Here is an 18,807-nt window from a genome sequence, read left to right as displayed (position 1 = left end):
CCATGATGATGGCGTTGGGGCTCTTCGTGTTCAGCCTGGACACGGCCCCCTACCAGGAATTCAAGCGGCAAGTGGCCTGGCGCCACCCGGGCCACAACCGGGTCGGCCGCCGGCCGTCGCACCAGTACACCGGCCCGGACGACGAAACCGTCACCCTGGCGGGCAAGCTGCTGCCCGAATTGACCGGCGGCGAATGGACGCTCGCCGCGCTTGAGCTGATGGGCGACACCGGCGACGCCTACACCCTCATCGAGGGCACCGGCCACTACTACGGCCAGTTCTACATCGACAGTGTCGACACGACCCGTACCTACTTCTTCCAGGACGGCGCCGCGCGCGTGTGCGACTTCACCATCAAGCTCACGCGGGCCGATGACGGTCTGCTGTCCAAGGCGGCCAGCGTTCTGACGGGGCTACTGCGATGACGGATCTGAGCACCACCGCCCTTTCGCCGCGCCCGGTGTACCGGCTGACCCTCAACGGCAAGGACATTACCGGGCGCTTCCAGGACCGGCTCATCGAGCTCACGCTGACCGACAACTGCGGTTTCGAGGCAGATCAGCTCGACATCGAGCTCGACGACACCGACGGCAAGCTGGATCTCCCCGAGAAAGGCGTGCGGTTGTCGCTGTCCCTCGGCTGGGCAGATACCGGCGTGGTAAACAAAGGGACGTACAAGGTGGACGAGCTCGAGCACACGGGGCCGCCCGATCGCCTCATCATCCGCGCGCGCAGCGCGGAGATGGACGGCGGGCTCACCACCCGCCGCGAAAACTCCTACGTCGGCAAGACGGTCAGCGAGGTGGTGCAGGCGATCGCCATGCGCAACAAGTTGACCTGGATGGTCGGCAAGAAGCTGGCCGACCTGGTCATTGCCCACGTCGACCAGACTGGCGAGTCGGATGCCAACTTCCTGTCGCGCCTGGCAAAGGAGTTCGACGCGATCGCCACCGTGAAGAACGGCACGCTGCTCTTCATCCCCGCCGGCGAGCCCACGAGCGGATCCGGCCTCGCGCTGCCGCCCGTTACCATCACCCGGGCGGTAGGCGACACGCACACGTTCAGCATCGCCGACCGCGAGAACTACAACGGCGTGAAGGCCTACTACCAGGACACGCGCGCGGGCGTGCGCGGCGAAGTGGTCATCGACGCTTCCAACGCCACCGCGGTCAAAGAGAAGCCGGACACCGGCACGGGGAAGAAGAAGCCGGAAACCGTGCAGGCCACCCCCAACCCGGAAAACGTGAAGGTGCTGCGGCACACGTACGCGTCCAAGTCCAACGCGGAGCGCGCGGCCCGCAGCGAGTGGCGCAAGATCCAGCGCGGCATGGCCACCTTCACCATCACGCTGGCGCGCGGGCGGGCCGAGCTGTTCCCTTCACTGCATGCCAAGGTAAGCGGGTGGAAACCGCAGATCGACAACACGGGTTGGTCTGTCGGGAAGGTCGTTCACCGGGTGAGTGGCGATGGCGGTTTCACCACCACGCTCGAGCTGGAGATCCAGCCGGAGAAGCTCGAAGAAGTAGGTACGGTCGCAACTACATCATGAGTGCCTTGATGCCTGCCGAGATCGCCTCCTGGGCAGTGGCGCGCAACACCTGCGTGGTGCCTGCCTTTGCTGCACTGACCATGCGCTCCCCGATGGAAGGCTTGCCGTTCAGGCTGTCCGGCACGGCATTGAGTGCTTCCAGGGCTTTGGGTGTCAGCGTGGCATTCAAGATGTGGCGCTCGCCAACGTCTCTGCACTGGATGTATCCAGCATCAATAAGCCACCGTGTTGTCGCCATAAAGAACTCGGCGTCATCAGAGAGCCTTTCGCCAACATGTTCGTCTGGCACGGTCTCGGCATCTACGCCGCCCTCGATGAAGTTGCGTGGTACCAGCACGACGCCGACAGGGAAGTTTTCGTACAAAACAGCCAGAACAGCACCCGCGAACTGATTGAACCGTTGAATGTTTTGGAGTGCCATATGAGCAAAATCGAACAGGTTTCAAAAGAAGAGGTAGCGCGAACAGTCAAAATCGCCGTAGAACGGCAGATTCGCGGGCAAACCTCGTATACGGAGGCGGAAAAGCAGTGGGCGAAGATGCTTGAGCATATGCCGGCCGGCATGGTGGCCGAAGCGCTGGCCATCGAACTGGCAACCGGCCGATATCAAGTCGTGCCAACCTGCAAATGCTGTGGCCGGTAGCAGGTTCACCTTCAATGACCCAAGCAATGGAGAGCCACTGAGAAATGGAAGACAACTTCGTCCGTGACGCCTTCCGCAAGCAGGCCAAAGTATTGATGGCGTCCATGATCGCTGTCTTCATCGTGCTGGTGAGCGCTATGTTTTGCATTGCTCGATACCTGCACTGAGCATGCCCGCGAGCAGAGTCGGAAGTATCGACAGAGGCCAGCTATGCGCTGGCCTTTCTCATTGGCTATGACCGCCGCTTGCCGGCCTCGCGGGTCGACTCCCACACCGCGTTGGTGCCACCGTCAGCGGCCGCGCACCGGTAGACCACGTTGTCGCTCATGCGTGTAACACTGCCGAGCGAATACGCTTTTCCATCGTGATGGCAAACGCCACCCGCGCCGCTTGCCGCCGACGCGGCATCGACGGCCGGCGCGGGGGTCAACGCTGCATAGCCGGCCATGCCGACAGCGGCCAGCGCAATAGCGCCAACGATCGAGAGCGCACGGCGCGTGCGCGCGAGCTGCTGCGAGACGGCCGAGCAGGCGACGCATGGAGTGTTGGGGGACATAACTTGCTCCGCAGGTTTCTGGGCACCATCGTTGACGGACTCGCCCCGAGCTTCCGCTACCCACCGGTCCAGCATGGCCATGACGGGCTTGTACTGGTCGCGCGGAAGCTGCCGGATCTCTTCGATGCCGAACTCCGTCAGCACTTCGCGGTAAACGTCGAGCTTTGTTTCGCCCGTCGCGGCCATGACCTCGTCCACCTTGCTAGAGATCTGCCTGCGCTGCAGATCGGTGATCTTGAGCGGCGCCACCGGCAACTCCGGCTGGCCGTGGTTGATCGTGATGACGTTGCTGAGCTGGTTGTTGGCCGTGGCGCCATCGTGCGTGGCGTTACCCGCGACTACCTGACCAGCATCCCCCTGGACTGCTGTACTTCTGTGTTGCATTGCTGAAGTTCTCTTTGTTGTTTGCCCTGTGGCGGGGCACTGAAACCTCCTGCAAGATCGCTCCCCAATTTAAAAGCCCGCCGTGAGTGTTTTGTGGCGGCTGGCCCGCTATCTCTCAGTGCTGAGGCAGTGACTATATGAGCAGGTTGAATGAATGTTCGTCGATGACTTGCAGGCGCAGAGACTCCGCTTGAGCAATTTGCTTGTGTCCCGCCTTGGGGCCTCTTACGACATAGTCGACGCTGCGGCTGAGCCTCCACCGAACATCCCACCCTGCAGCGATCGCCCGATCTTCCAACTGCTGCCTTCGGGCAGGGTGAAAGCCGGCAAAAAACACTGCGGGTTGCCAGTTACTTGGCTTGCCCGCCTTCTTCTCTGACGTCAAGCCTGCTGGCCCGAGAGACCGGTACTCGGGGCTGGTGGCATGAAACCAGTCGTAAGCGGACTTGATCTCCCCTGTTTCCGTGCGGGTGATCCCAGCGAGAATCCGGTCCAGGCGGAAAGTCCTGGTCTCCCTCCGCGCGTTGTCTCGGCCCTCGAGAAAAGCGTGCACGCCGACGTAGTAGGTTTTGTAGACCACTACCGTCCGCGTGGCCTCTTCGCCTTCCGGAGTTCGATATCGAAACTGGACGGTATCCGGTAGCGCAATCGACTCCGATTGGCTGGGCGGGAATGAACTCACTGCCACGGTACCGTGGGAGTGGTACGTAGAGGTGTGCCAATCGGTGCGATTGGGTAGCGGTTTAGATGCGTCGAAGTTGCTGACAAAGCCGTCGGGGCGCGGACCGGCATTTGAATGACCTGACTGCCGGGCCTCACGTTCGGCACAGAGGCGCTCCTTGATCAACGAGTTGTCGAGTTGTTTTGGAAGGCGCGTTTTGGGCGGCTTTTGATGCTTCGCGCCGTTTGCCTGCTTCTGACGCTTCTCACGCGCGGCAGCTTGGCGCACATCTCCTGGAACTTCGATCAACCGTTCAAATTCTGCGCGTGCACGCGCCACCAGCGCGCTAAGCGCCCGCGCGATCCACTTCATTCTCACTCCCTCTATCGAGCCCCACCCGCGGGTTGATAGAAAAGGCCGCATGCCGGCTCCCCAGCGGCTGCGGCTCTCCATCAGGACCGCTTCTTACGGCCCTTGCTCATGTCGACCGTGACGGGGCCGGTGTGGTCGCCACCGATGAAACTCCCGACCTTGCCTCCGATGTGCACTGAGGCGTTCTGGGTCGGTTGAGACAACCCCATGACCGCCCCGATGGCGGCGACTTTCCCTCGTGCATCGAGTGCACGATACGCGGCGAGAAGCGCTTGTTCATCGGGGGAAAGGCCGTTAGCGGAATGCTGTCCGTTCACGATGTACAGAACGTCAGCACCGATGGAATGCCATGCGTTCAGGCTGCCGACGCTCGGCTCGCGTTCGCCCGACTCGTAGTAGGCGTATGTCCGAGCGGACACCCCCCCTTTCTGTGCCATCTCGTTCTGAGAGAGCCCAAGACGAACACGCTCCTCCGCGAGGCGGCCGCCATAATGCACATTCATGCAGTTTTTCCTTGCAAACCTGCACAATTGTGCAGATAATGCCTGTGTATCCAGTTGACTCACAAAGCATATCACCATGACCACAGCCAACGCCCCACGTGAGCGCTGCCCGAATGGCGCCCGCTCCCGTGTGCTGGTGAGCCTGAAACCCGCAGAGCTGGCAGCCCTGAAGGCCCGCGCGCAGGACGAAGGCCGCACTGACTCGAACATGGCTCGCGTGCTCATCGTGCGAGCCATGGCATATGAGCCGCAGCGTAGTCACAGTGCTGCACAACGTCACACAACTTCGATTGCGGAGGATTGAGCGAGATGCGTCCGCCTCAGTTGATCGAACACGCCCTCCGCCGGGCTCTCTCGGGGCCGAAACGCCAGGAGGTCGCACAGGCCATCGGCTGGGACAACTCGGCCATGAGCCGTTTCCTCAACGGCGACCAAGGGGTCACCATCGACAAGATCGACATCCTTGTCCGCTCGGTGGGCTACATCCTGGTCACCTGCAAGTATCTGGACGCCGTCGCCACCCTCGGCGAAGTCGGCATGTCGTGTGAATGCGCCCGGCAAGGCCTGGGCGAATGCGGGAGAACCCTGGAATGAAAATCAAATGCCCGCACTGCGGCTCGCGTATGCACATCCGCACCAGCCGCGAGGTCACCCTGCTCTCCCGCGAGCTGTACGTGCAATGCCCCGACGTGGAATGCGCCTACACCTGCGTGGTCATCCTTTCTGCAGTGCGGACGATCGCGCCGAGCATGCGGCCGAACCCCAAGGCCTATTTGCCCGTCGGCCGCACGCGCCTGCTTCCGTCCAATCCGCGTCAGCTGGACCTGCTGACCGGCTGACGGCCTAGCCCTTCCCCCTGCCCCTCGCGTCTGCTTTCGCGCCTTTTAAGGCGCGGGGGGCTTCTTTTGCCCAAAAAAACGCCGCAATGCGCGGCCTTCTTTCAGGAGAGTTGTCATGCAGAGCCTTCCCGAAACCGCTGTTCTGGTGTTCGAGCACGTCGAGTTTGATGTTGTCGACGTGCGCAACGTGCCGTGGCTAAGGGGTATCCAAATCGGATATGCCTTGGGTTACGAAAACCCGGCGCAGAACATCAAGAATCTGTTCGATCGCAACGCCGACGAGTTCACCGACGAGATGACACAGGTGGTGGAGCTCGACACCGCCGGCGGCCGCCAGCCGGTGCGCATCTTCAGCCCGCGCGGCTGCTACCTCCTCGGCATGCTGGCCCGCACGGAGCGCGCCAAGGCCTTCCGCCGTTGGGTGCTCGACGTGCTGGAGGGGCGGCAGGTGCCGCGAAAGGTGGCAGCGCTCACGGTGCCGCAGCATCTGGCCGCACTGCGTTATCGCGGTGCGCTGGTGCGCGAGTTGGGCGCAGCTACGTCGTTGCCGATTGCGCAGGAGTTGCACGCCAACCTGCTGCATGTCTCGCGGTTGCTCGGCATGAGCACGCAGCCGTTGACCAAGCTGGCGCCAATCGTCAGCCAGCAGACGTTGCCCGGCGTGGCCTGAGGGGGTGCCATGAAAGCCTTCCTCGTACGCATTGCCGCCGGCGGCCGGCGCCTGTCGTTCCACACCATCGCTGCCTCCAGCACCGACGCGCTCATGTTTGTGATGGGCACCCTCGAGGCAGTGGGCATGCCCGCGTCCAGCGGATCCGCCCGCCTGATTGGGAGGACCGCATGACCGCTCTCCAGCTTGTGGCCATGTTTGCCACCTTCGCCATCCAGGCCGTGACGGTCGGGCTGTGGTTCGCCTGGCGCATCAGGAACGATTCCACTTCCGCTGGCGGCGCCGACACGGCGGCGGGCGACCGCCTCGTCGGTGCGCTGCTGTGGATCGCAGCGCTGTGCATCGCGGGCGGCCTCTGCGTGACCGGCGTCCTGGCGTATCGCTACTGCGTGGGGGGCGCATGATGCTCGCGCTCGTCAATCTGTGGATGCTGCTGACGGCGCTGGCGTCCGTCGCGCTGCTCAACTACAGCCCGCGCACGCAGCGGTGGGGCGCGCTGGTGGGCCTGCTCGGCCAGCCCGCGTGGCTGTACCTCACCCACGTCACCGGTGAGGCCGGCATGTTCACCGCGTCCATCTTCTTCACCGTGTGCTACGGCCACGGCGTGTGGCAAGGCTTTGCCTCGCGGAGGCGCAGCCATGGCTAGGCCCGCCATCACAGAAGCGGACGTGCGCTGGACCCACCGCTTCCTTCACCTGACCACCCCGTACGACGCCATGCCGCCAATGCTGCGTGCGGCTGTCGTCGCCGCAGCTGCGGCGCTGGCACCCCGCCTGCGCCGCCGCGCTTGCCCTCCCACCGTGGACCTGAAGCGCCGCGCCGCCGGCGAACGGGACGACTGACCTTCATCGAGCTACCACCATGAAGAAAGCCTTTGTTTTTGAGATCGACACCGACCGTCTGCCTAACGTCAGCGACGAGTACCTGGCCGCTCTTTGGCACCTTGCGCAGCACCAGCCCGTCAAGCATGGGGACCACGACGCCGGCGCGCTCGTTGAGCACATCGGCCGCGAGATCGTCCTGCGCTGGCTGCGCGGCGTGCCGGTTCCTGTCTGGAACATCCAGGGCAGCGACTACTACGTGCGGCAGCTCGGCCGCTTCGCGCACTGGAACGGCTGTGAGTGGGTGGCCGGCGCCGCCGCTCAGCCAACCGTGCCGGAGATCCTTTGAGGCTGTACAAGCATGGCAACCATTGACGAACTGAAGCAGCGCATCGATCTCCACGACCTGGCCGAGCGCCTGGGCATCAAGCGCGGCGCCGGCGGCGACAAGGCGCTGTATCACTCGCCGTTGCACGCTGACAAGAACCCGTCTCTGTCGATCTTCGTCAACCACCCGACGCACGGCACGGGCTGGAAGGACCACAGCACCGGCGAGGGCGGATCCTGCATCGACCTGGTCATCCTGGCGCGAGGCGGCACCGTATCCGAAGCGGTGAAGTGGCTGCACGAAACCTACGCCATCCCGTTTGACAAGCCAGTCGGCCGCCAGGAGAGCCGCGACAAGACCCTCGTCGAGCTGATTGCCGATCGCTGCTACGCGGACCGCGACCAGGTGCGCGACTACCTGAAAGGCCGCGGCATCTCCGACGCCGCCATCGACGCCGCCTTCCGAGCGCGTACGTTGGGCTTCAACACCTGGGTCAGCCCGAAGCGCGCCCCGGGGGAAGTCGGATACGGCGGGCCCGCTGCAGCGTTCATCGTCAGGTCGCTGAACCCGGGCCACGTGGTGGCCGTCGACATGCGCTATCTGGATCCGGCGCAGAACGGCAACGTGAAAACGCAGAGCCAGGGCGAGAAAACCGGCTACGGCTGGACGTCCGACCCCGCGCGCCTGGCGCGGGCGCGCCGCGTGTTCCTGGTGGAATCCGCCATCAACGCACTGTCGATCGACACCTGCAACATTCCCGGCGCGGCGGCGTTCGCCCTGCGCGGCCTGTCCAACGTCGACGGCATCGACTTCTCGTTTCTGCAGGGCAAGCAGTGCGTCATCTGCATGGACAATGACGACCCGTTCGAGCACGGCCACCCGCGCGCCGGCCAACGCCCGGGCCCGGAGGCCGCCTGGGCACTCTACGAGCGCCTGACCGCGTTGAACATCAGCGCGATGCTGGTCGACCAGAGCGAGTGGGTGGCGGGGCTCACCGACGACAAGAAAGCGGCCGCGTCGATCAACGATGTGAACGACTACCTGCAGGCGCGCGGCCCCGAGCAGCTCGCGCGGGCGCTGGAGAAGTTCGAGCCGTGGATCATCGCCGGCATGGCGGGCGATGACACCCGCAAGGGCCGGCCCCGCGTCTACCTGCCCGCGCACGACTACGCCCAGTACTGGCGCTTCCGCGTGAAGCCGGACTTCACCAGCTACATCACCAAGATGGACCGCCAGGGCGACAGCGACGTGGAGACACCGGTGTACACCGACCTCTGCGGCTTCCGTATCGCCTCCATCAGCCGCGTGTCGGTGGCCAGCGCCACCTCGACCATGACCGGTGACCCGGACCAATCCCCGACCGTGTATTTCGCGGTGTCCGTGCAGGCGCCGCGCCACGGCGCGAAGCTCATCCGCCGCGTGATGATGGACGAGCAGCTCCACAACACCGACCTGTGGGGCAAGTTCGGCCCGATCTGGGCGCCGGCGCCGTTCAAGCGCATGGTCAACATCCTGGAGCGCACGGCGGATCTCGGCGCGCGTGAAGCGGCCAACTTTGTTGGCCTGGCCTGGCGCGACGGCCGCCTCATCGTCAACGAGGGGCCGGACTGCTATTTCACCGAGCCGGAGAAGCAGTGCCCGTACCACAACCTCACCTTCCCGAGCGGGCCGAAACAGGACGCGCGCACGGTGCTGGAGGCGTTTCAGGCGACGTTCAAGCAGAACGCGGCCACCATCCCGCTGGTATGGGCGCTTGGTGGCCACCTGAAGGCGCTGTTGGGCTTCTGGCCGCATATGACCGTGCAGGCCGACAAGGGCGCTGGCAAGTCGACGCTCATCAAGCGCCTCGAGCGCGCCCTGGCCTTCACGATGTTCTCCGGCCAGAGCCTGCAGACCGAGTTCCGGCTGCTGACCAGCGTGTCGCACACCAGCCACCCGGTCGGATGGGAAGAGCTGTCTGCGCGCCGGCAGGAGATCATCGACAAGGCCGTGGGCCTGCTGCAGGAGAACTACCAGTACACGGTCACCAAGCGCGGCACGGACATGACGGAATACCTCATCAGCGCGCCGGTGATGCTGGCCGGTGAGGACGTGCCCGTGCGCAGCCTGCTCGGCAAGCTGGTGCGCACGACGCTCACAGGCAAGAAGGGGCCGATGATGCCCGATGACCTGCCGCGCTTCCCCGTCAAGCAGTGGCTGCAATTCCTGGCGGGCCTCGACAAGGCCGTGGTCCTGGCCGAGTACCGGAAGATCCACGCCTACTGCACGCGCATGGCGCGCGCCTCGGGCCAGGACGAAGGCGCCAAGCGCATGCTGACCAACTACGCGGCGGTCATGACGGCCTGGCGCTACCTGGCCGAGTTCGCCGGCGTCGACCACAGCGCCGGCAACTTCATCAACGACCTGCTGACCGAGATGAACACGCACATCGCGGAGACCAGCGCCGACCGCGAGCCGTGGGTCTGGATCATGGAAACCGCGCTGTCGGAGGTCGACGCGGGCAAGTACTCGTTCCCGCACGCGTTCGACACCGTCGAGGGCGAGCACTGCATCCTGCTGCGGACCAGCCACATCATGGACCACATCGCGCACAGCAACGCGCTGCGCGAGAAGTGGAACAGCCTGCCGGTGAAGTCCGATCGCGTCTTCAAGAAGCAGCTCTACAACGCGGGCGTCGTGGCGGGCGAGAAGGAAGTCGAGCGCACCATCTTCACCCGCCGCGTCGCGCACCTGACGCCGATCTCACTGTCACGCCTGGCCGGCTACGGCCTGTCGGTCGCCATCAAGGAGGACGCCCTTGCGCACGCTTGACACACCTCTGGCGCAGAACCCCCGCGTCGACGCGCTGATCGTTTCCCCTGCACTCTCTTCACGAAAGCGCCGGCCGGGCGCCTTCGGCGCGGCCCAAGAAGAGAGAGAGGCGCACAACCTTTGCCGTTGGGGGAAGGCAGGCAGCGCAAAAAACCCGTGGAAACCGGGCTTCCGTCGCGCTAAGTCATTGATTCCCCAAGCGAACCCGTCCACAAGTCGGTCCCGCTTTTCCACGGGTTGCCGTGGTTTTTCCACGGGTCGCGTTTTGACCGTCCGGCCTGCGCCTCTCTCTTTCTCTCTCTCTAAATCATTGAAAGAGAAGGAGAAAGAGCAGGGAGAAAGGCAGGTAGAGCACGCGCAAGGCCATCCACGGGTTGAGGGCGTTTTTCCACGGGTTCCGACACCTGCCTATTTTTTCATCCACGGATTCCACGGGTCGGAAAGAGCCAACCTGTGGAAACCCGTGGAACAAAAATCCTTTTCGATCAAAGACTTATGCCCGTGGTCGCATGCATCCACGGATCCACAGGTTGCGCTGCCTGTGCTCCCCCCGTGTCGAGTTGTCGATCGATGGGGGCGACCGTGAGGACGATGAATTTGGAAGAGGCCGCAGCGTGGCTATTCACCACGCCAGAGACGGTTTCTGAGTGCATCCGGCACCAGGGTCTGCCGGCCGCGAAGGTAGGCCGGGCCTGGGTTTTGGTGGATGTTGATGTGATAGATTGGCTTCGCCAGCGATACGAAAAGACAGAGAAATGCGGTTCTACAAACGACAAAAAGCCGGTCCTTGGTGGTTCGACCTCAGCATCGACGGCACGCGAATTAGACAATCTACTGGCACCACGGACCGCCGGGCGGCGGAAGAGCTTGCCGCCAAGGTTGCGAACGATTACTGGCGGCAAAAGAAGCTAGGCGAGCGGCCGTCGGTAACTTGGGAGGCCGCAGTTGTGCACTGGCTTAAACAGAACCAGCACCTGCGGTCGCTGGAGACCACCAAGCAGCGCTTGCGCTGGCTCACCGCTCAATTGAAAGGGGAATGTGTCAGGGACATCGGCCGCGACCGCATCCAAGCCATCATCGAGGCGAAGTTGCAGGACGGCGTGACTGGCGCCACGGTGAATCGCCACATGGCCGCGCTGTCGGTCGTACTGCATCACTGTCACGCGGAGGGCTGGATCGATGCGGTCCCTCCCATCCGCAAGCTGCCGGAGAGCAATGCTCGGCTTACCTGGCTGACGCGCCCGCAGGCGCAACGCCTGCTCGCCGAGCTGCCACCGCACCTGCGGCAGATGGCGCGTTTCGCGCTGGCGACCGGGTTGCGGGAATCCAACGTTCGGCTGCTGGAGTGGTCGCAAGTCGACATGGACCGCGCAGTGGCATGGATTCATGCCGACCAGGCAAAGGCGGGGAAGGTGATCTCTGTGCCGCTCAATGAAGACGCACTGGCAGTGCTGGCGGAGCAGGCAAAGGAGAAGAAGCGCTACGTCTTCAACTACAAGGGCGCCCCGGTGGGGCGGATTTACAACCATGCATGGCAAAAGGCCTGTGCGCGGGCCGGCCTGCATGGCTTGCGGTTCCATGACCTGCGGCATACCTGGGCAAGCTGGCACGTTCAGGCCGGTACGCCCCTGCCGGTGCTCCAGCAGCTCGGCGGCTGGGCCAGCTACCAGATGGTGCTCCGGTACGCGCACCTGGGCCGGGATCACGTTGCCGCCTACGCTGACAACGTTGGCACGCTGTGGCACAAATCTGGCACAGCGCCAGAAACGAAAACGGACGCCGAAGCGTCCGTTCCCTTGCAAAACTTGGTGGTGGATTCTACAGCAACCGTGAACCCGTTATCTTCAATGATGCCGAGACGTCCCCATGGCGGTGGGTATCGGCGGAATGAACAGGGACATATGTAAAACCCGTTGATGTTCTCATTGCGCTGAAACTGCACGGAGGCCCTGCCGAGGACTTGGCTTCGTGGCCGACGTCACGCCTGAATGCGTTGCCTTCAACCAGAACCGGAGTCAACCATGCAGAAGATGATGATGAACGAAAACGAGCTGGCCTCGCGCTGGAACATCAGCCCCAAGACCCTGCAACGCTGGCGTAGCGAGGGGCGCGGCCCCCGATTCATGAAAATGTCCAAGCGGGTCGTGTACCCCATCGACGAAATCCTCGATTTCGAGTCCGAGGCGTTGCGGGCATCGACCTGGGAGAGCGCCGCCGACGTCGTCCTCCCAAATGGCTCGAGTTACATGGGCCCACGCGAAATTTCGTACATCACCGGGCTGCCCCTGTACATCTTCACGCAAAAGCAGACACGCGACGCGTTGGGCATTCCCTATCGTCGGGTCCAGAAGCTCATCCGTTTCGATCGCGACGAGGTCTTGGCGTGGGCGCAGCGTTGGTCGCAGAACGCCAAGAACCTGGGCATCGACGTGCAGGCGGCCCCGGGCGACCACTACAGATCGTTGCAGCAGGCCTTGGCATCGCTGCCGGCTTGAATGCCGTTTCTGGCCCCGGCTACCGATCCGCCAACTCGTAGCCGGTGCTGCGCCCGCCGCCGGGCGATTTTTTCAGGATGCCAAGTTCCAGCAACTGCGTGATGTCGCGCAGCGCGGTGTCGGGCGAGCACTTGGCGATGGCGGCCCACTTGCTGCTCGTGAGCTTGCCCTCGAAGCCGTCGAGCAGGCGGTTGAGCAGTTTCACTTGCCGCTCGTTCAACGACAGGCCCGCCCAGCGTTGCCAGAAGCGCGCCTTGACCAGCACGGCGTCCAGCGTGGACTGCGCGCTGGCGACCGCGCGCCCGAGCGTGCCGAGGAACCACGACAACCAGCCGGTGGCGTCGAGCGTGCCCTTCTGCGTGCGCTCCAGTACGTCGTAGTAGTCCTTGCGCTCGCGCTGGATTTGCGCCGACAAGCTATAGAAGCGTTGCGAGCTGCCGTCGGCGCGGGCCAGGAACAGATCGCCCACTGCGCGGGCGATGCGGCCGTTGCCGTCGTCGAAGGGGTGCAGCGTCACGAACCACAGATGTGCCAGCCCGGCCTTGATGAGTGCGGGCTCGCCCGTTTCCTCGTTGGCCCATGCCAAAAACCGCGCCGTCTCGCTGGGCAGCGCGTCGGCGGGCGGTGCCTGGAAGTGAACCTTGCGCCGCCCCACCGGACCGGAAACCACCTGCATCGGTCCGGCGGCATCGTCACGCCACTGGCCCACGGTGAGCCTATTCATGCCCGAGTACCCGGTCGGGAACAAGGCCGCGTGCCAGCCGAACAGGCGCTCGGCGGTCAGTAGTTCGGCGCTGCGCGAAGTGGCGTCGAGCACCATCTCCACGACGCCTTCGACGTGCCGATCCACCGGGGCGACCGCGCCAATGTCCACGCCCAGACGGCGAGCAATCGACGAACGCACCGATTCGACGTTCAGCACTTCGCCTTCGATTTCGCTGGTCTTGACCACGTCCTCGGTCAGCGCCGCGAGGCTGGCCTGATTGCGCAGCGCCATGCCCACGTCGGCCAGACGGCCCAGCAGCACGCCTTGGGCGCGGCTGACCTCGGTCAACAGTCCAGTGAGCGCCGACAGGTCGTAGCGCCATTTCGGCCAGTCGTCGGCCTGCCAGATGTAGAGTTTTTCTCCGCTATCCATGCGGAGATTAAACACCTCATTCGCCGCAAAGGCAAATCATTCTCCGCGTCTGGTACGGTGAATGTGGCGGCTCATCATCGCAAGTCAGGGGGCCTCGTCCGCGAGCCTCAAGGCCGCCTCGATGAGAGCCTGCGAAACGCGATAGCCGTTGGCCTGCATCCGATCCAGCGCGGGAGCGATGCGTTCGAGCTTGCCGATGCGCTTGGCTTGCAGCAGTACGCCCAGCACGCCGAACAGGGGCACGCCTTGGCGGATCGCGGTCTGACGGCCACGACGCTCGTCCATCAGCACGCCGCAGCCCAGCGCGTGCGCCAGGCTCAGGGCCTGCGCTTCACCTTCGTCGAGATGGCTGACGGCGGTGGCGTAGACGGGGTCATCGCGGTCGGGATGCACCTGTACGTGGGCCTCTACGAAGGCAGCGATGTCGGCCGCACCCGGGCGCGAACGATCTGCCGTGGTTTCAGCCAGCACCACCTGCGGCACATGGACGGCATCGAACACGGCGACGAGCAGCTCCAGATGCCCGCAACCGGCCAGCGCGATCAGCGGCCCGGCATCGGAGACGACGACGGGCCGACTCATCGCGCCGCATCAAAGGCGGCGAGTTCCTGCTCCAGTTCAGCCGGTTCGTGATCGACCACCGGGATGCCCTGCGCGCTGAGATGCGCCAGAAACTGCGGCAGGCTCATCCGTGCCAGCTTGGCCGCGCGCGCGGAGGTGATCTCCCCGCACTTGAACAGGTTGACGGCCAATGCCGTATGGACCCCCGCTTCCAGCAGCTCATCGGTGAAGGGAACGCTGACGAACAGCGGCTGACCGTGGCGGGTGACGAGCGCGAGCCGGCCTTCCTCGGCCTCGCGGCTGAGGTCGCCGGAGCGTTCGCGCAGTTCGCGGATGGTGAAGGTCTGCATGGCGGCCACTCGAATTGTTCCCCTATATTGGGTCACAAAATGGAGCCGGCGTCAAGACAGCCCCACCCGCCAGGACTGGGCGGGGCCGTTGGATCGTCAGCGCAAGTCCACCCCTTGTGCGGCACGCCAGCCGTGTCCCATCAGTTCCCGCTCATGCCTGCTCTCCTATTCCGGAGGCGGTGGGGCGCCCATCGCCAAATTCTGCTTGACAAGCAAGTAGAATATAACAAACATAGCACACATGACAAAACAAAACGATTTTCCGGCGATACTCCGCGCCACCCGCGCGGCCCTCAATCTGACTCAGGAGCAGCTCGCTGAGCGCCTGGGCGTCTCCTTTGCCACGGTGAACCGATGGGAAGGTGGCGGCAACAAGCCCCAGCGTGCCGCGCAGGAGACCATCCTCGCGCTGGCGCGAGAGGCCGGGGTCGAGGGAGCCGAAAGCCTCCCGCCTGCCGAAGCGGCTGCTCAGGTGACCCGGCGTCGCAGCGGGCGGGCGGCGGCTGCGCCCACCACCAAGCCGATGGAGCAGATGCTGTGGGACGCCGCCTGCTCGATCCGGGGCGAGAAGGACGCGGCCAAGTTCAAGGATTACCTGCTGCCGCTGCTCTTCCTGAAGCGCCTGTCCGACGTCTTCGACGACGAGATCGAGCGTCTGGCCGAGGAATACGGCGACCGTGCCACTGCGCTGGAGATCGCCGAGTCGGACCACTCGCTGCTGCGCTTCTACCTTCCCCCGGAAGCCCGTTGGGCGGTGATCAGCGGGCGCGAGTCTTTCGATTGGCCACTCGATGACCGTGGCCGCCCGACCGCGCCCCGGGACATCGGCGAGCACTTGACCCGCGCCGTGCGCGCCGTGGTCAAGCAGAACCCGACGCTCTCCGGCGTGATCGACGTGGTGGACTTCGCCGCCGAGCGCAATGGCGAGCGCGACATCAACCCGGCCAAGCTGCGCGGCGTGGTCGAGACCTTCTCCGACCCGCGCTACCGCCTCGGCCTCGCCGATGTGCAGCCCGATTTCCTCGGCCGCGCCTACGAATACCTGCTGCGCAAGTTCGCCGAAGGCTCGGGCCAGAGCGCAGGCGAGTTCTTCACGCCGACCGAGGTCGGCTTCTTGATGGCGCACATCCTGCGGCCCAAGCCCGGTGAGACCTGCCACGACTACGCCTGTGGCTCGGCGGGGCTGCTGATCAAGCTCCAGCTCGTCGCCCGCGAACTCGACCCCACCAGCCGCGTGCCGCTCAAGCTCTCCGGCCAGGAGCTGCAGGCCGAGAGCTACGCCGTGGCACAGATGAACGCCATCATCCACGACATGGAGGTGGAGCTGGCGCGCGGCGACACCATGATCAACCCCAAATTCCGCGAGGCCAGCGGCAAGATTCGCGGCCACGACATCGTGGTGGCCAACCCGATGTGGAACCAGCCATTCGCGGCGGACCTCTTCGCCAACGATCCGTTCGACCGCTTCCGCACGGCGGGCGGCATCACCAGCGGCAAGGGGGATTGGGCGTGGCTGCAGCACACCCTGGCCTGTCTGGATGACCACGGCCGCGCCGCCGTGGTGCTCGACACAGGCAGCGTCACGCGCGGCTCCGGCTCCAAGAACGAGGACAAGGAACGCAACATCCGCAAGTGGTTCGTCGATCAGGATCTGATCGACGGCGTGGTCCTGCTGCCGGAAAACCTCTTCTACAACACCACGGCGGCGGGCGTGATCGTGGTGCTCCACCGCCGCAAGCCCGCTGCGCGCAAAGGCAGGATCGTCCTGCTCAATGCCAGCCGCCACTTCCAAAAGGGCAAGCCGAAGAACTACCTGCCCGAGGAAGACATCCGGCCGCTCGCCGCGATGTACCTCAAAGGCGAGCCGGTGGAAGGCGAGCTTGCCGTCATCACCACCGAGCAGGCACGCGAGGCGGACTACAACCTGAGTCCGGGTCGGTGGGTGGGACAGAACGGCAGCGCGGAGGTCGGATCGATTCCGGCACTGATTCAGCAACTCGAACAACTTAACGCGCAAGACCTCAACTTAACGGCTGATTTGCTGAAGCTACTGCGCCCATTGTCGAAGACGGAGGGTGAGCAATGAACGAAGCATGGGCCAGCGCACCTGTTGCCGATTGTCTTGTTCTCGTTCCAGCAGCAGGCAAGCGCAAGGTTCAGGCGCGCGACTACAAGCCGTTGGGCAGCTTCCCAGTCATTGACCAAGGGCAGGAACAAATCGCGGGCTGGACGGATGACGAAAGCACCGTCATTGACGCACCGCTGCCGCTGATCGTTTTCGGCGATCACACGCGCGCTTTCAAATTCTTGGAGCGCCCTTTTGCACGTGGCGCGGATGGGACACAACTGCTGCGACCGAAGGACGGCATTGATCCGCTCTTCTTTTTCTACGCCTGCCGTGCCATCGACCTACCTGCACGCGGCTATAACCGCCATTTCACCATCCTGAAAGAAAAGGAGTTGGCCTATCCGCTCGATCTAACAGAGCAGAAGGTGATTGCCAGTGTTCTGCGCAAAGCGGAATCGGCACTGCAGCAACAGACGGCACTGCTCGACAACCTCCAAGAACTCAAACGCGCTGCCATGCACGAGCTGTTCACGCGCGGCCTGCGCGGCGAGCCGCAGAAGGAGACCGAGATCGGGCCGGTGCCGGAGAGTTGGAAGCCGCGCACTATCCTCGACCTCTGCGAAATCTGGAGTGGCGGCACGCCGCGCAAATCCATTGCTGAATACTGGAACGGTGATGTGCCATGGGTGTCGGGCAAGGACTTGAAGCTCCCTGCGCTCGACGACGCCATTGACCACATTTCTCAGGCAGGCGTAGAAGCGGCAAGCCGCCTTGCGCCAGCGGGCGCGGTGCTGCTGCTGGTGCGTGGCATGGGTTTGGCGAAAGACTTGCCCGTGGCAGTCATCAATCGTCCGATGGCATTCAACCAAGATGTGAAGGCACTAGTCTCGCGCGGCGAATATTCGGGTCAGTTCTTGCGATCTGCCATTTACGCGGGCAAGGACAGGTTGCTCAGTCAAATCGTCCCGTCAGCGCACGGCACGATGACGCTCAACCTCAACGATGTCGAAACCTTCAAGGTCGCATGCCCAACAGATCCTGACGAAGCCGCCGAAATTGTCGCCATCCTCGACGCCATCGACCGCAAGATCGATCTGCACCGCCAAAAGCGCAAGGTGCTGGAAGAACTGTTCCAGTCCCTACTGCACAAGCTGATGACCGGCGAGATCCGTGTCGCAGACCTCGATCTTTCGGCGCTGTCTCCGGCCTCGACGCAACCCGAGGAGGCCAGGGCATGAGCACCCTCAAGATCAGCGAAGCCGGCACGGTGCAGTTCCCGATGGTGAAGCACGCGGTGGAGATCGGCTGGACGCCGATCACGCCGGAGGACGCACGCGCCAAGCGCGGCGGCGAGGCGGGCACCTTCTTCCGCGACGTGCTGGAAGCCAAGCTCGCCGCCTTCAACCCCTGGATGTCTGCCGACGCGGTGCGCTCCGTGGTGGAGACTTTGGATGCACTGCCGGCCACCATCGAGGGCAACCGCGAGCTGCTGGCCTGGCTGCGCGGCGAACGCCAGTGGTACGACGAAGCCGAGAAACGCCATCGACCGGTGACGGTGATCGACTTCGAGCACGTGGCGGAGAACGTGTTCCATGTGACGTGGGAGTGGAAGATCAAGCCACCCGCGCGCAAGGGCAACCGGGCCGACGTGATGTTCGTCGTCAATGGTGTGCCGGTGGTGATCGTCGAGCACAAGAACCCGAAGGACGGCGACGCCATCGAGCGCGCGATCAAGCAACTGCGCCGCTATGAGTTGGAAACGCCGGAGCTGCTGGCTACGACCCAGCTGTTCAACGTGACGCACCTGCTCGACTACTGGTACGGCGTGACCTGGAACGCCAACCGGCGCGACATGGCGCGCTGGAAGCAGGCGCCGGAGGAAACCTATCGCTTTGCGGTGCAAGCCTTCTTCGAGCCGACCGACTTCCTGCGCACCCTGCAGCACTGGATTCTGTTCTACGTGCAGGACGGTGAGACACGCAAGTCGGTACTGCGCCAGCACCAGCGGCGCGCCATCGACGCGATCCTCGACCGCTGCGCCGACCCGGCCAAGACGCG

General features: G+C 64.0%; 26 protein-coding genes. 19 read left to right on the top strand and 7 right to left on the bottom strand.

Annotation, left to right across the window (positions count from 1 at the left end):
- The first annotated feature begins 2 nt into the window (after positions 1-2).
- Both A6M56_RS19310 and A6M56_RS19305 read left to right on the top strand, forming a co-directional pair.
- Positions 3-425 (top strand): phage tail protein, encoded by a 423-nt coding sequence (locus A6M56_RS19310; RefSeq protein WP_102080509.1) that lies wholly within the window; start codon positions 3-5, stop codon positions 423-425.
- Complete coding sequence (locus A6M56_RS19305; protein ID WP_102080510.1) at positions 422-1,549, top strand: phage late control D family protein; 1,128 nt, start codon at positions 422-424, stop codon at positions 1,547-1,549. The genes A6M56_RS19310 and A6M56_RS19305 overlap by 4 nt, the downstream gene beginning before the upstream one ends.
- On the opposite strand, the gene A6M56_RS19300 is transcribed toward A6M56_RS19305, so the two are convergent.
- Positions 1,539-1,970 carry a hypothetical protein gene (locus tag A6M56_RS19300; RefSeq protein ID WP_145997212.1) on the bottom strand — a complete coding sequence of 144 codons (432 nt, stop codon included), beginning with the start codon at positions 1,968-1,970 and terminating at the stop codon, positions 1,539-1,541. The genes A6M56_RS19305 and A6M56_RS19300 overlap by 11 nt on opposite strands.
- On the opposite strand from A6M56_RS19300, the gene A6M56_RS19295 reads away from it, so the two are divergent.
- The gene (locus A6M56_RS19295) at positions 1,971-2,192 is read left to right on the top strand and encodes a hypothetical protein (protein ID WP_145997213.1); all 222 of its coding nucleotides are present in this window, start codon (positions 1,971-1,973) and stop codon (positions 2,190-2,192) included.
- 44 nt (positions 2,193-2,236) lie between these two features.
- Entirely contained in the window at positions 2,237-2,359 is a 123-nt protein-coding gene (locus A6M56_RS19290; RefSeq protein WP_257984076.1) for a hypothetical protein, read from the top strand.
- 65 nt (positions 2,360-2,424) lie between these two features.
- On the opposite strand, the gene A6M56_RS19285 is transcribed toward A6M56_RS19290, so the two are convergent.
- From A6M56_RS19285 to A6M56_RS19275, 3 genes are all read right to left on the bottom strand, one after another.
- Positions 2,425-3,132 carry a hypothetical protein gene (locus A6M56_RS19285; protein WP_102080513.1) on the bottom strand — a complete coding sequence of 236 codons (708 nt, stop codon included), beginning with the start codon at positions 3,130-3,132 and terminating at the stop codon, positions 2,425-2,427.
- A gap of 133 nt (positions 3,133-3,265) precedes the next feature.
- Positions 3,266-4,165 (bottom strand): WYL domain-containing protein, encoded by a 900-nt coding sequence (locus A6M56_RS19280; protein WP_180964276.1) that lies wholly within the window; start codon positions 4,163-4,165, stop codon positions 3,266-3,268.
- Positions 4,166-4,245: 80 nt separating this feature from the next.
- Positions 4,246-4,668, bottom strand: a complete 423-nt coding sequence (locus A6M56_RS19275) for a helix-turn-helix domain-containing protein (RefSeq protein WP_257984077.1) — start codon at positions 4,666-4,668, stop codon at positions 4,246-4,248.
- Positions 4,669-4,744: 76 nt separating this feature from the next.
- On the opposite strand from A6M56_RS19275, the gene A6M56_RS19270 reads away from it, so the two are divergent.
- From A6M56_RS19270 to A6M56_RS24245, 12 genes are all read left to right on the top strand, one after another.
- A complete protein-coding gene (locus tag A6M56_RS19270) occupies positions 4,745-4,972 on the top strand; it encodes a ribbon-helix-helix domain-containing protein (protein ID WP_145997214.1) in 228 nt (75 codons plus the stop codon).
- A 5-nt stretch (positions 4,973-4,977) separates the two neighbouring features.
- Positions 4,978-5,262 carry a helix-turn-helix domain-containing protein gene (locus A6M56_RS19265; protein WP_102080515.1) on the top strand — a complete coding sequence of 95 codons (285 nt, stop codon included), beginning with the start codon at positions 4,978-4,980 and terminating at the stop codon, positions 5,260-5,262.
- Complete coding sequence (locus tag A6M56_RS19260) at positions 5,259-5,507, top strand: Ogr/Delta-like zinc finger protein (protein ID WP_102080516.1); 249 nt, start codon at positions 5,259-5,261, stop codon at positions 5,505-5,507. Before A6M56_RS19265 ends, A6M56_RS19260 begins: the two co-directional genes overlap by 4 nt.
- A 115-nt stretch (positions 5,508-5,622) precedes the next feature.
- The gene (locus tag A6M56_RS19255) at positions 5,623-6,177 is read left to right on the top strand and encodes a BRO-N domain-containing protein (RefSeq protein WP_102080517.1); all 555 of its coding nucleotides are present in this window, start codon (positions 5,623-5,625) and stop codon (positions 6,175-6,177) included.
- A 9-nt stretch (positions 6,178-6,186) separates the two neighbouring features.
- Positions 6,187-6,351: a hypothetical protein gene (locus A6M56_RS19250; protein WP_180964277.1), complete on the top strand. Its 165-nt coding sequence runs from the start codon at positions 6,187-6,189 to the stop codon at positions 6,349-6,351.
- Positions 6,348-6,581, top strand: a complete 234-nt coding sequence (locus A6M56_RS19245) for a hypothetical protein (protein WP_102080518.1) — start codon at positions 6,348-6,350, stop codon at positions 6,579-6,581. Before A6M56_RS19250 ends, A6M56_RS19245 begins: the two co-directional genes overlap by 4 nt.
- Positions 6,578-6,823 carry a hypothetical protein gene (locus tag A6M56_RS19240; RefSeq protein ID WP_257984078.1) on the top strand — a complete coding sequence of 82 codons (246 nt, stop codon included), beginning with the start codon at positions 6,578-6,580 and terminating at the stop codon, positions 6,821-6,823. Before A6M56_RS19245 ends, A6M56_RS19240 begins: the two co-directional genes overlap by 4 nt.
- Positions 6,816-7,019 (top strand): hypothetical protein, encoded by a 204-nt coding sequence (locus tag A6M56_RS19235; protein WP_102080519.1) that lies wholly within the window; start codon positions 6,816-6,818, stop codon positions 7,017-7,019. Before A6M56_RS19240 ends, A6M56_RS19235 begins: the two co-directional genes overlap by 8 nt.
- Positions 7,020-7,038: 19 nt before the next feature.
- Positions 7,039-7,347 (top strand): hypothetical protein, encoded by a 309-nt coding sequence (locus A6M56_RS19230; RefSeq protein WP_102080520.1) that lies wholly within the window; start codon positions 7,039-7,041, stop codon positions 7,345-7,347.
- A 12-nt stretch (positions 7,348-7,359) separates the two neighbouring features.
- On the top strand, positions 7,360-10,137 hold the full coding sequence (locus A6M56_RS19225) for a toprim domain-containing protein (RefSeq protein ID WP_102080521.1): 2,778 nt from the start codon (positions 7,360-7,362) through the stop codon (positions 10,135-10,137).
- Positions 10,138-10,892: 755 nt separating this feature from the next.
- Positions 10,893-12,044, top strand: coding sequence for a tyrosine-type recombinase/integrase (locus A6M56_RS19220; RefSeq protein ID WP_102080522.1), 1,152 nt, complete (start codon positions 10,893-10,895; stop codon positions 12,042-12,044).
- Positions 12,045-12,158: 114 nt separating this feature from the next.
- Positions 12,159-12,632: a helix-turn-helix transcriptional regulator gene (locus tag A6M56_RS24245; protein ID WP_308304231.1), complete on the top strand. Its 474-nt coding sequence runs from the start codon at positions 12,159-12,161 to the stop codon at positions 12,630-12,632.
- Between the two features lie 19 nt (positions 12,633-12,651).
- Here the strand turns inward: A6M56_RS24245 and A6M56_RS19210 are convergent, their stop codons facing one another.
- The 3 genes from A6M56_RS19210 to A6M56_RS19200 form a co-directional block, all read right to left on the bottom strand.
- The gene (locus tag A6M56_RS19210) at positions 12,652-13,770 is read right to left on the bottom strand and encodes a Fic family protein (RefSeq protein ID WP_102080523.1); all 1,119 of its coding nucleotides are present in this window, start codon (positions 13,768-13,770) and stop codon (positions 12,652-12,654) included.
- Positions 13,771-13,854: 84 nt separating this feature from the next.
- Positions 13,855-14,352 carry a PIN domain-containing protein gene (locus tag A6M56_RS19205; RefSeq protein WP_102080524.1) on the bottom strand — a complete coding sequence of 166 codons (498 nt, stop codon included), beginning with the start codon at positions 14,350-14,352 and terminating at the stop codon, positions 13,855-13,857.
- The gene (locus A6M56_RS19200) at positions 14,349-14,681 is read right to left on the bottom strand and encodes a UPF0175 family protein (RefSeq protein WP_102080525.1); all 333 of its coding nucleotides are present in this window, start codon (positions 14,679-14,681) and stop codon (positions 14,349-14,351) included. Before A6M56_RS19200 ends, A6M56_RS19205 begins: the two co-directional genes overlap by 4 nt.
- A 241-nt stretch (positions 14,682-14,922) precedes the next feature.
- Between A6M56_RS19200 and A6M56_RS19195 the strand changes: the two genes are divergently transcribed.
- The 3 genes from A6M56_RS19195 to A6M56_RS19185 all read left to right on the top strand — a co-directional run.
- Complete coding sequence (locus A6M56_RS19195) at positions 14,923-16,767, top strand: N-6 DNA methylase (RefSeq protein WP_102080526.1); 1,845 nt, start codon at positions 14,923-14,925, stop codon at positions 16,765-16,767.
- Entirely contained in the window at positions 16,764-17,987 is a 1,224-nt protein-coding gene (locus A6M56_RS19190) for a restriction endonuclease subunit S (protein ID WP_102080527.1), read from the top strand. Before A6M56_RS19195 ends, A6M56_RS19190 begins: the two co-directional genes overlap by 4 nt.
- Positions 17,984-18,807: type I restriction endonuclease (locus A6M56_RS19185; RefSeq protein ID WP_286758345.1), on the top strand; the 824-nt coding region annotated here is incomplete at its 3' end. The genes A6M56_RS19190 and A6M56_RS19185, both read left to right, overlap by 4 nt.

The organism is Ralstonia sp. RL (genome assembly GCF_001683835.1).
In the GTDB taxonomy this organism is placed as follows: Bacteria; Pseudomonadota; Gammaproteobacteria; order Burkholderiales; family Burkholderiaceae; genus Ralstonia; species Ralstonia mannitolilytica.
This window is presented reverse-complemented; position numbering and strand designations above follow the sequence as displayed.

Coding starts and splice junctions, on each gene's coding strand:
- A6M56_RS19310 (WP_102080509.1), top strand. CDS start 3: ATGATGATGGCGTTGGGGCTCTTCGTGTTCAGCCTGGACACGGCCCCC.
- A6M56_RS19305 (WP_102080510.1), top strand. CDS start 422: ATGACGGATCTGAGCACCACCGCCCTTTCGCCGCGCCCGGTGTACCGG.
- A6M56_RS19300 (WP_145997212.1), bottom strand. CDS start 1,970: ATGGCACTCCAAAACATTCAACGGTTCAATCAGTTCGCGGGTGCTGTT.
- A6M56_RS19295 (WP_145997213.1), top strand. CDS start 1,971: ATGAGCAAAATCGAACAGGTTTCAAAAGAAGAGGTAGCGCGAACAGTC.
- A6M56_RS19290 (WP_257984076.1), top strand. CDS start 2,237: ATGGAAGACAACTTCGTCCGTGACGCCTTCCGCAAGCAGGCCAAAGTA.
- A6M56_RS19285 (WP_102080513.1), bottom strand. CDS start 3,132: ATGCAACACAGAAGTACAGCAGTCCAGGGGGATGCTGGTCAGGTAGTC.
- A6M56_RS19280 (WP_180964276.1), bottom strand. CDS start 4,165: ATGAAGTGGATCGCGCGGGCGCTTAGCGCGCTGGTGGCGCGTGCACGC.
- A6M56_RS19275 (WP_257984077.1), bottom strand. CDS start 4,668: ATGAATGTGCATTATGGCGGCCGCCTCGCGGAGGAGCGTGTTCGTCTT.
- A6M56_RS19270 (WP_145997214.1), top strand. CDS start 4,745: ATGACCACAGCCAACGCCCCACGTGAGCGCTGCCCGAATGGCGCCCGC.
- A6M56_RS19265 (WP_102080515.1), top strand. CDS start 4,978: ATGCGTCCGCCTCAGTTGATCGAACACGCCCTCCGCCGGGCTCTCTCG.
- A6M56_RS19260 (WP_102080516.1), top strand. CDS start 5,259: ATGAAAATCAAATGCCCGCACTGCGGCTCGCGTATGCACATCCGCACC.
- A6M56_RS19255 (WP_102080517.1), top strand. CDS start 5,623: ATGCAGAGCCTTCCCGAAACCGCTGTTCTGGTGTTCGAGCACGTCGAG.
- A6M56_RS19250 (WP_180964277.1), top strand. CDS start 6,187: ATGAAAGCCTTCCTCGTACGCATTGCCGCCGGCGGCCGGCGCCTGTCG.
- A6M56_RS19245 (WP_102080518.1), top strand. CDS start 6,348: ATGACCGCTCTCCAGCTTGTGGCCATGTTTGCCACCTTCGCCATCCAG.
- A6M56_RS19240 (WP_257984078.1), top strand. CDS start 6,578: ATGATGCTCGCGCTCGTCAATCTGTGGATGCTGCTGACGGCGCTGGCG.
- A6M56_RS19235 (WP_102080519.1), top strand. CDS start 6,816: ATGGCTAGGCCCGCCATCACAGAAGCGGACGTGCGCTGGACCCACCGC.
- A6M56_RS19230 (WP_102080520.1), top strand. CDS start 7,039: ATGAAGAAAGCCTTTGTTTTTGAGATCGACACCGACCGTCTGCCTAAC.
- A6M56_RS19225 (WP_102080521.1), top strand. CDS start 7,360: ATGGCAACCATTGACGAACTGAAGCAGCGCATCGATCTCCACGACCTG.
- A6M56_RS19220 (WP_102080522.1), top strand. CDS start 10,893: ATGCGGTTCTACAAACGACAAAAAGCCGGTCCTTGGTGGTTCGACCTC.
- A6M56_RS24245 (WP_308304231.1), top strand. CDS start 12,159: ATGCAGAAGATGATGATGAACGAAAACGAGCTGGCCTCGCGCTGGAAC.
- A6M56_RS19210 (WP_102080523.1), bottom strand. CDS start 13,770: ATGGATAGCGGAGAAAAACTCTACATCTGGCAGGCCGACGACTGGCCG.
- A6M56_RS19205 (WP_102080524.1), bottom strand. CDS start 14,352: ATGAGTCGGCCCGTCGTCGTCTCCGATGCCGGGCCGCTGATCGCGCTG.
- A6M56_RS19200 (WP_102080525.1), bottom strand. CDS start 14,681: ATGCAGACCTTCACCATCCGCGAACTGCGCGAACGCTCCGGCGACCTC.
- A6M56_RS19195 (WP_102080526.1), top strand. CDS start 14,923: ATGACAAAACAAAACGATTTTCCGGCGATACTCCGCGCCACCCGCGCG.
- A6M56_RS19190 (WP_102080527.1), top strand. CDS start 16,764: ATGAACGAAGCATGGGCCAGCGCACCTGTTGCCGATTGTCTTGTTCTC.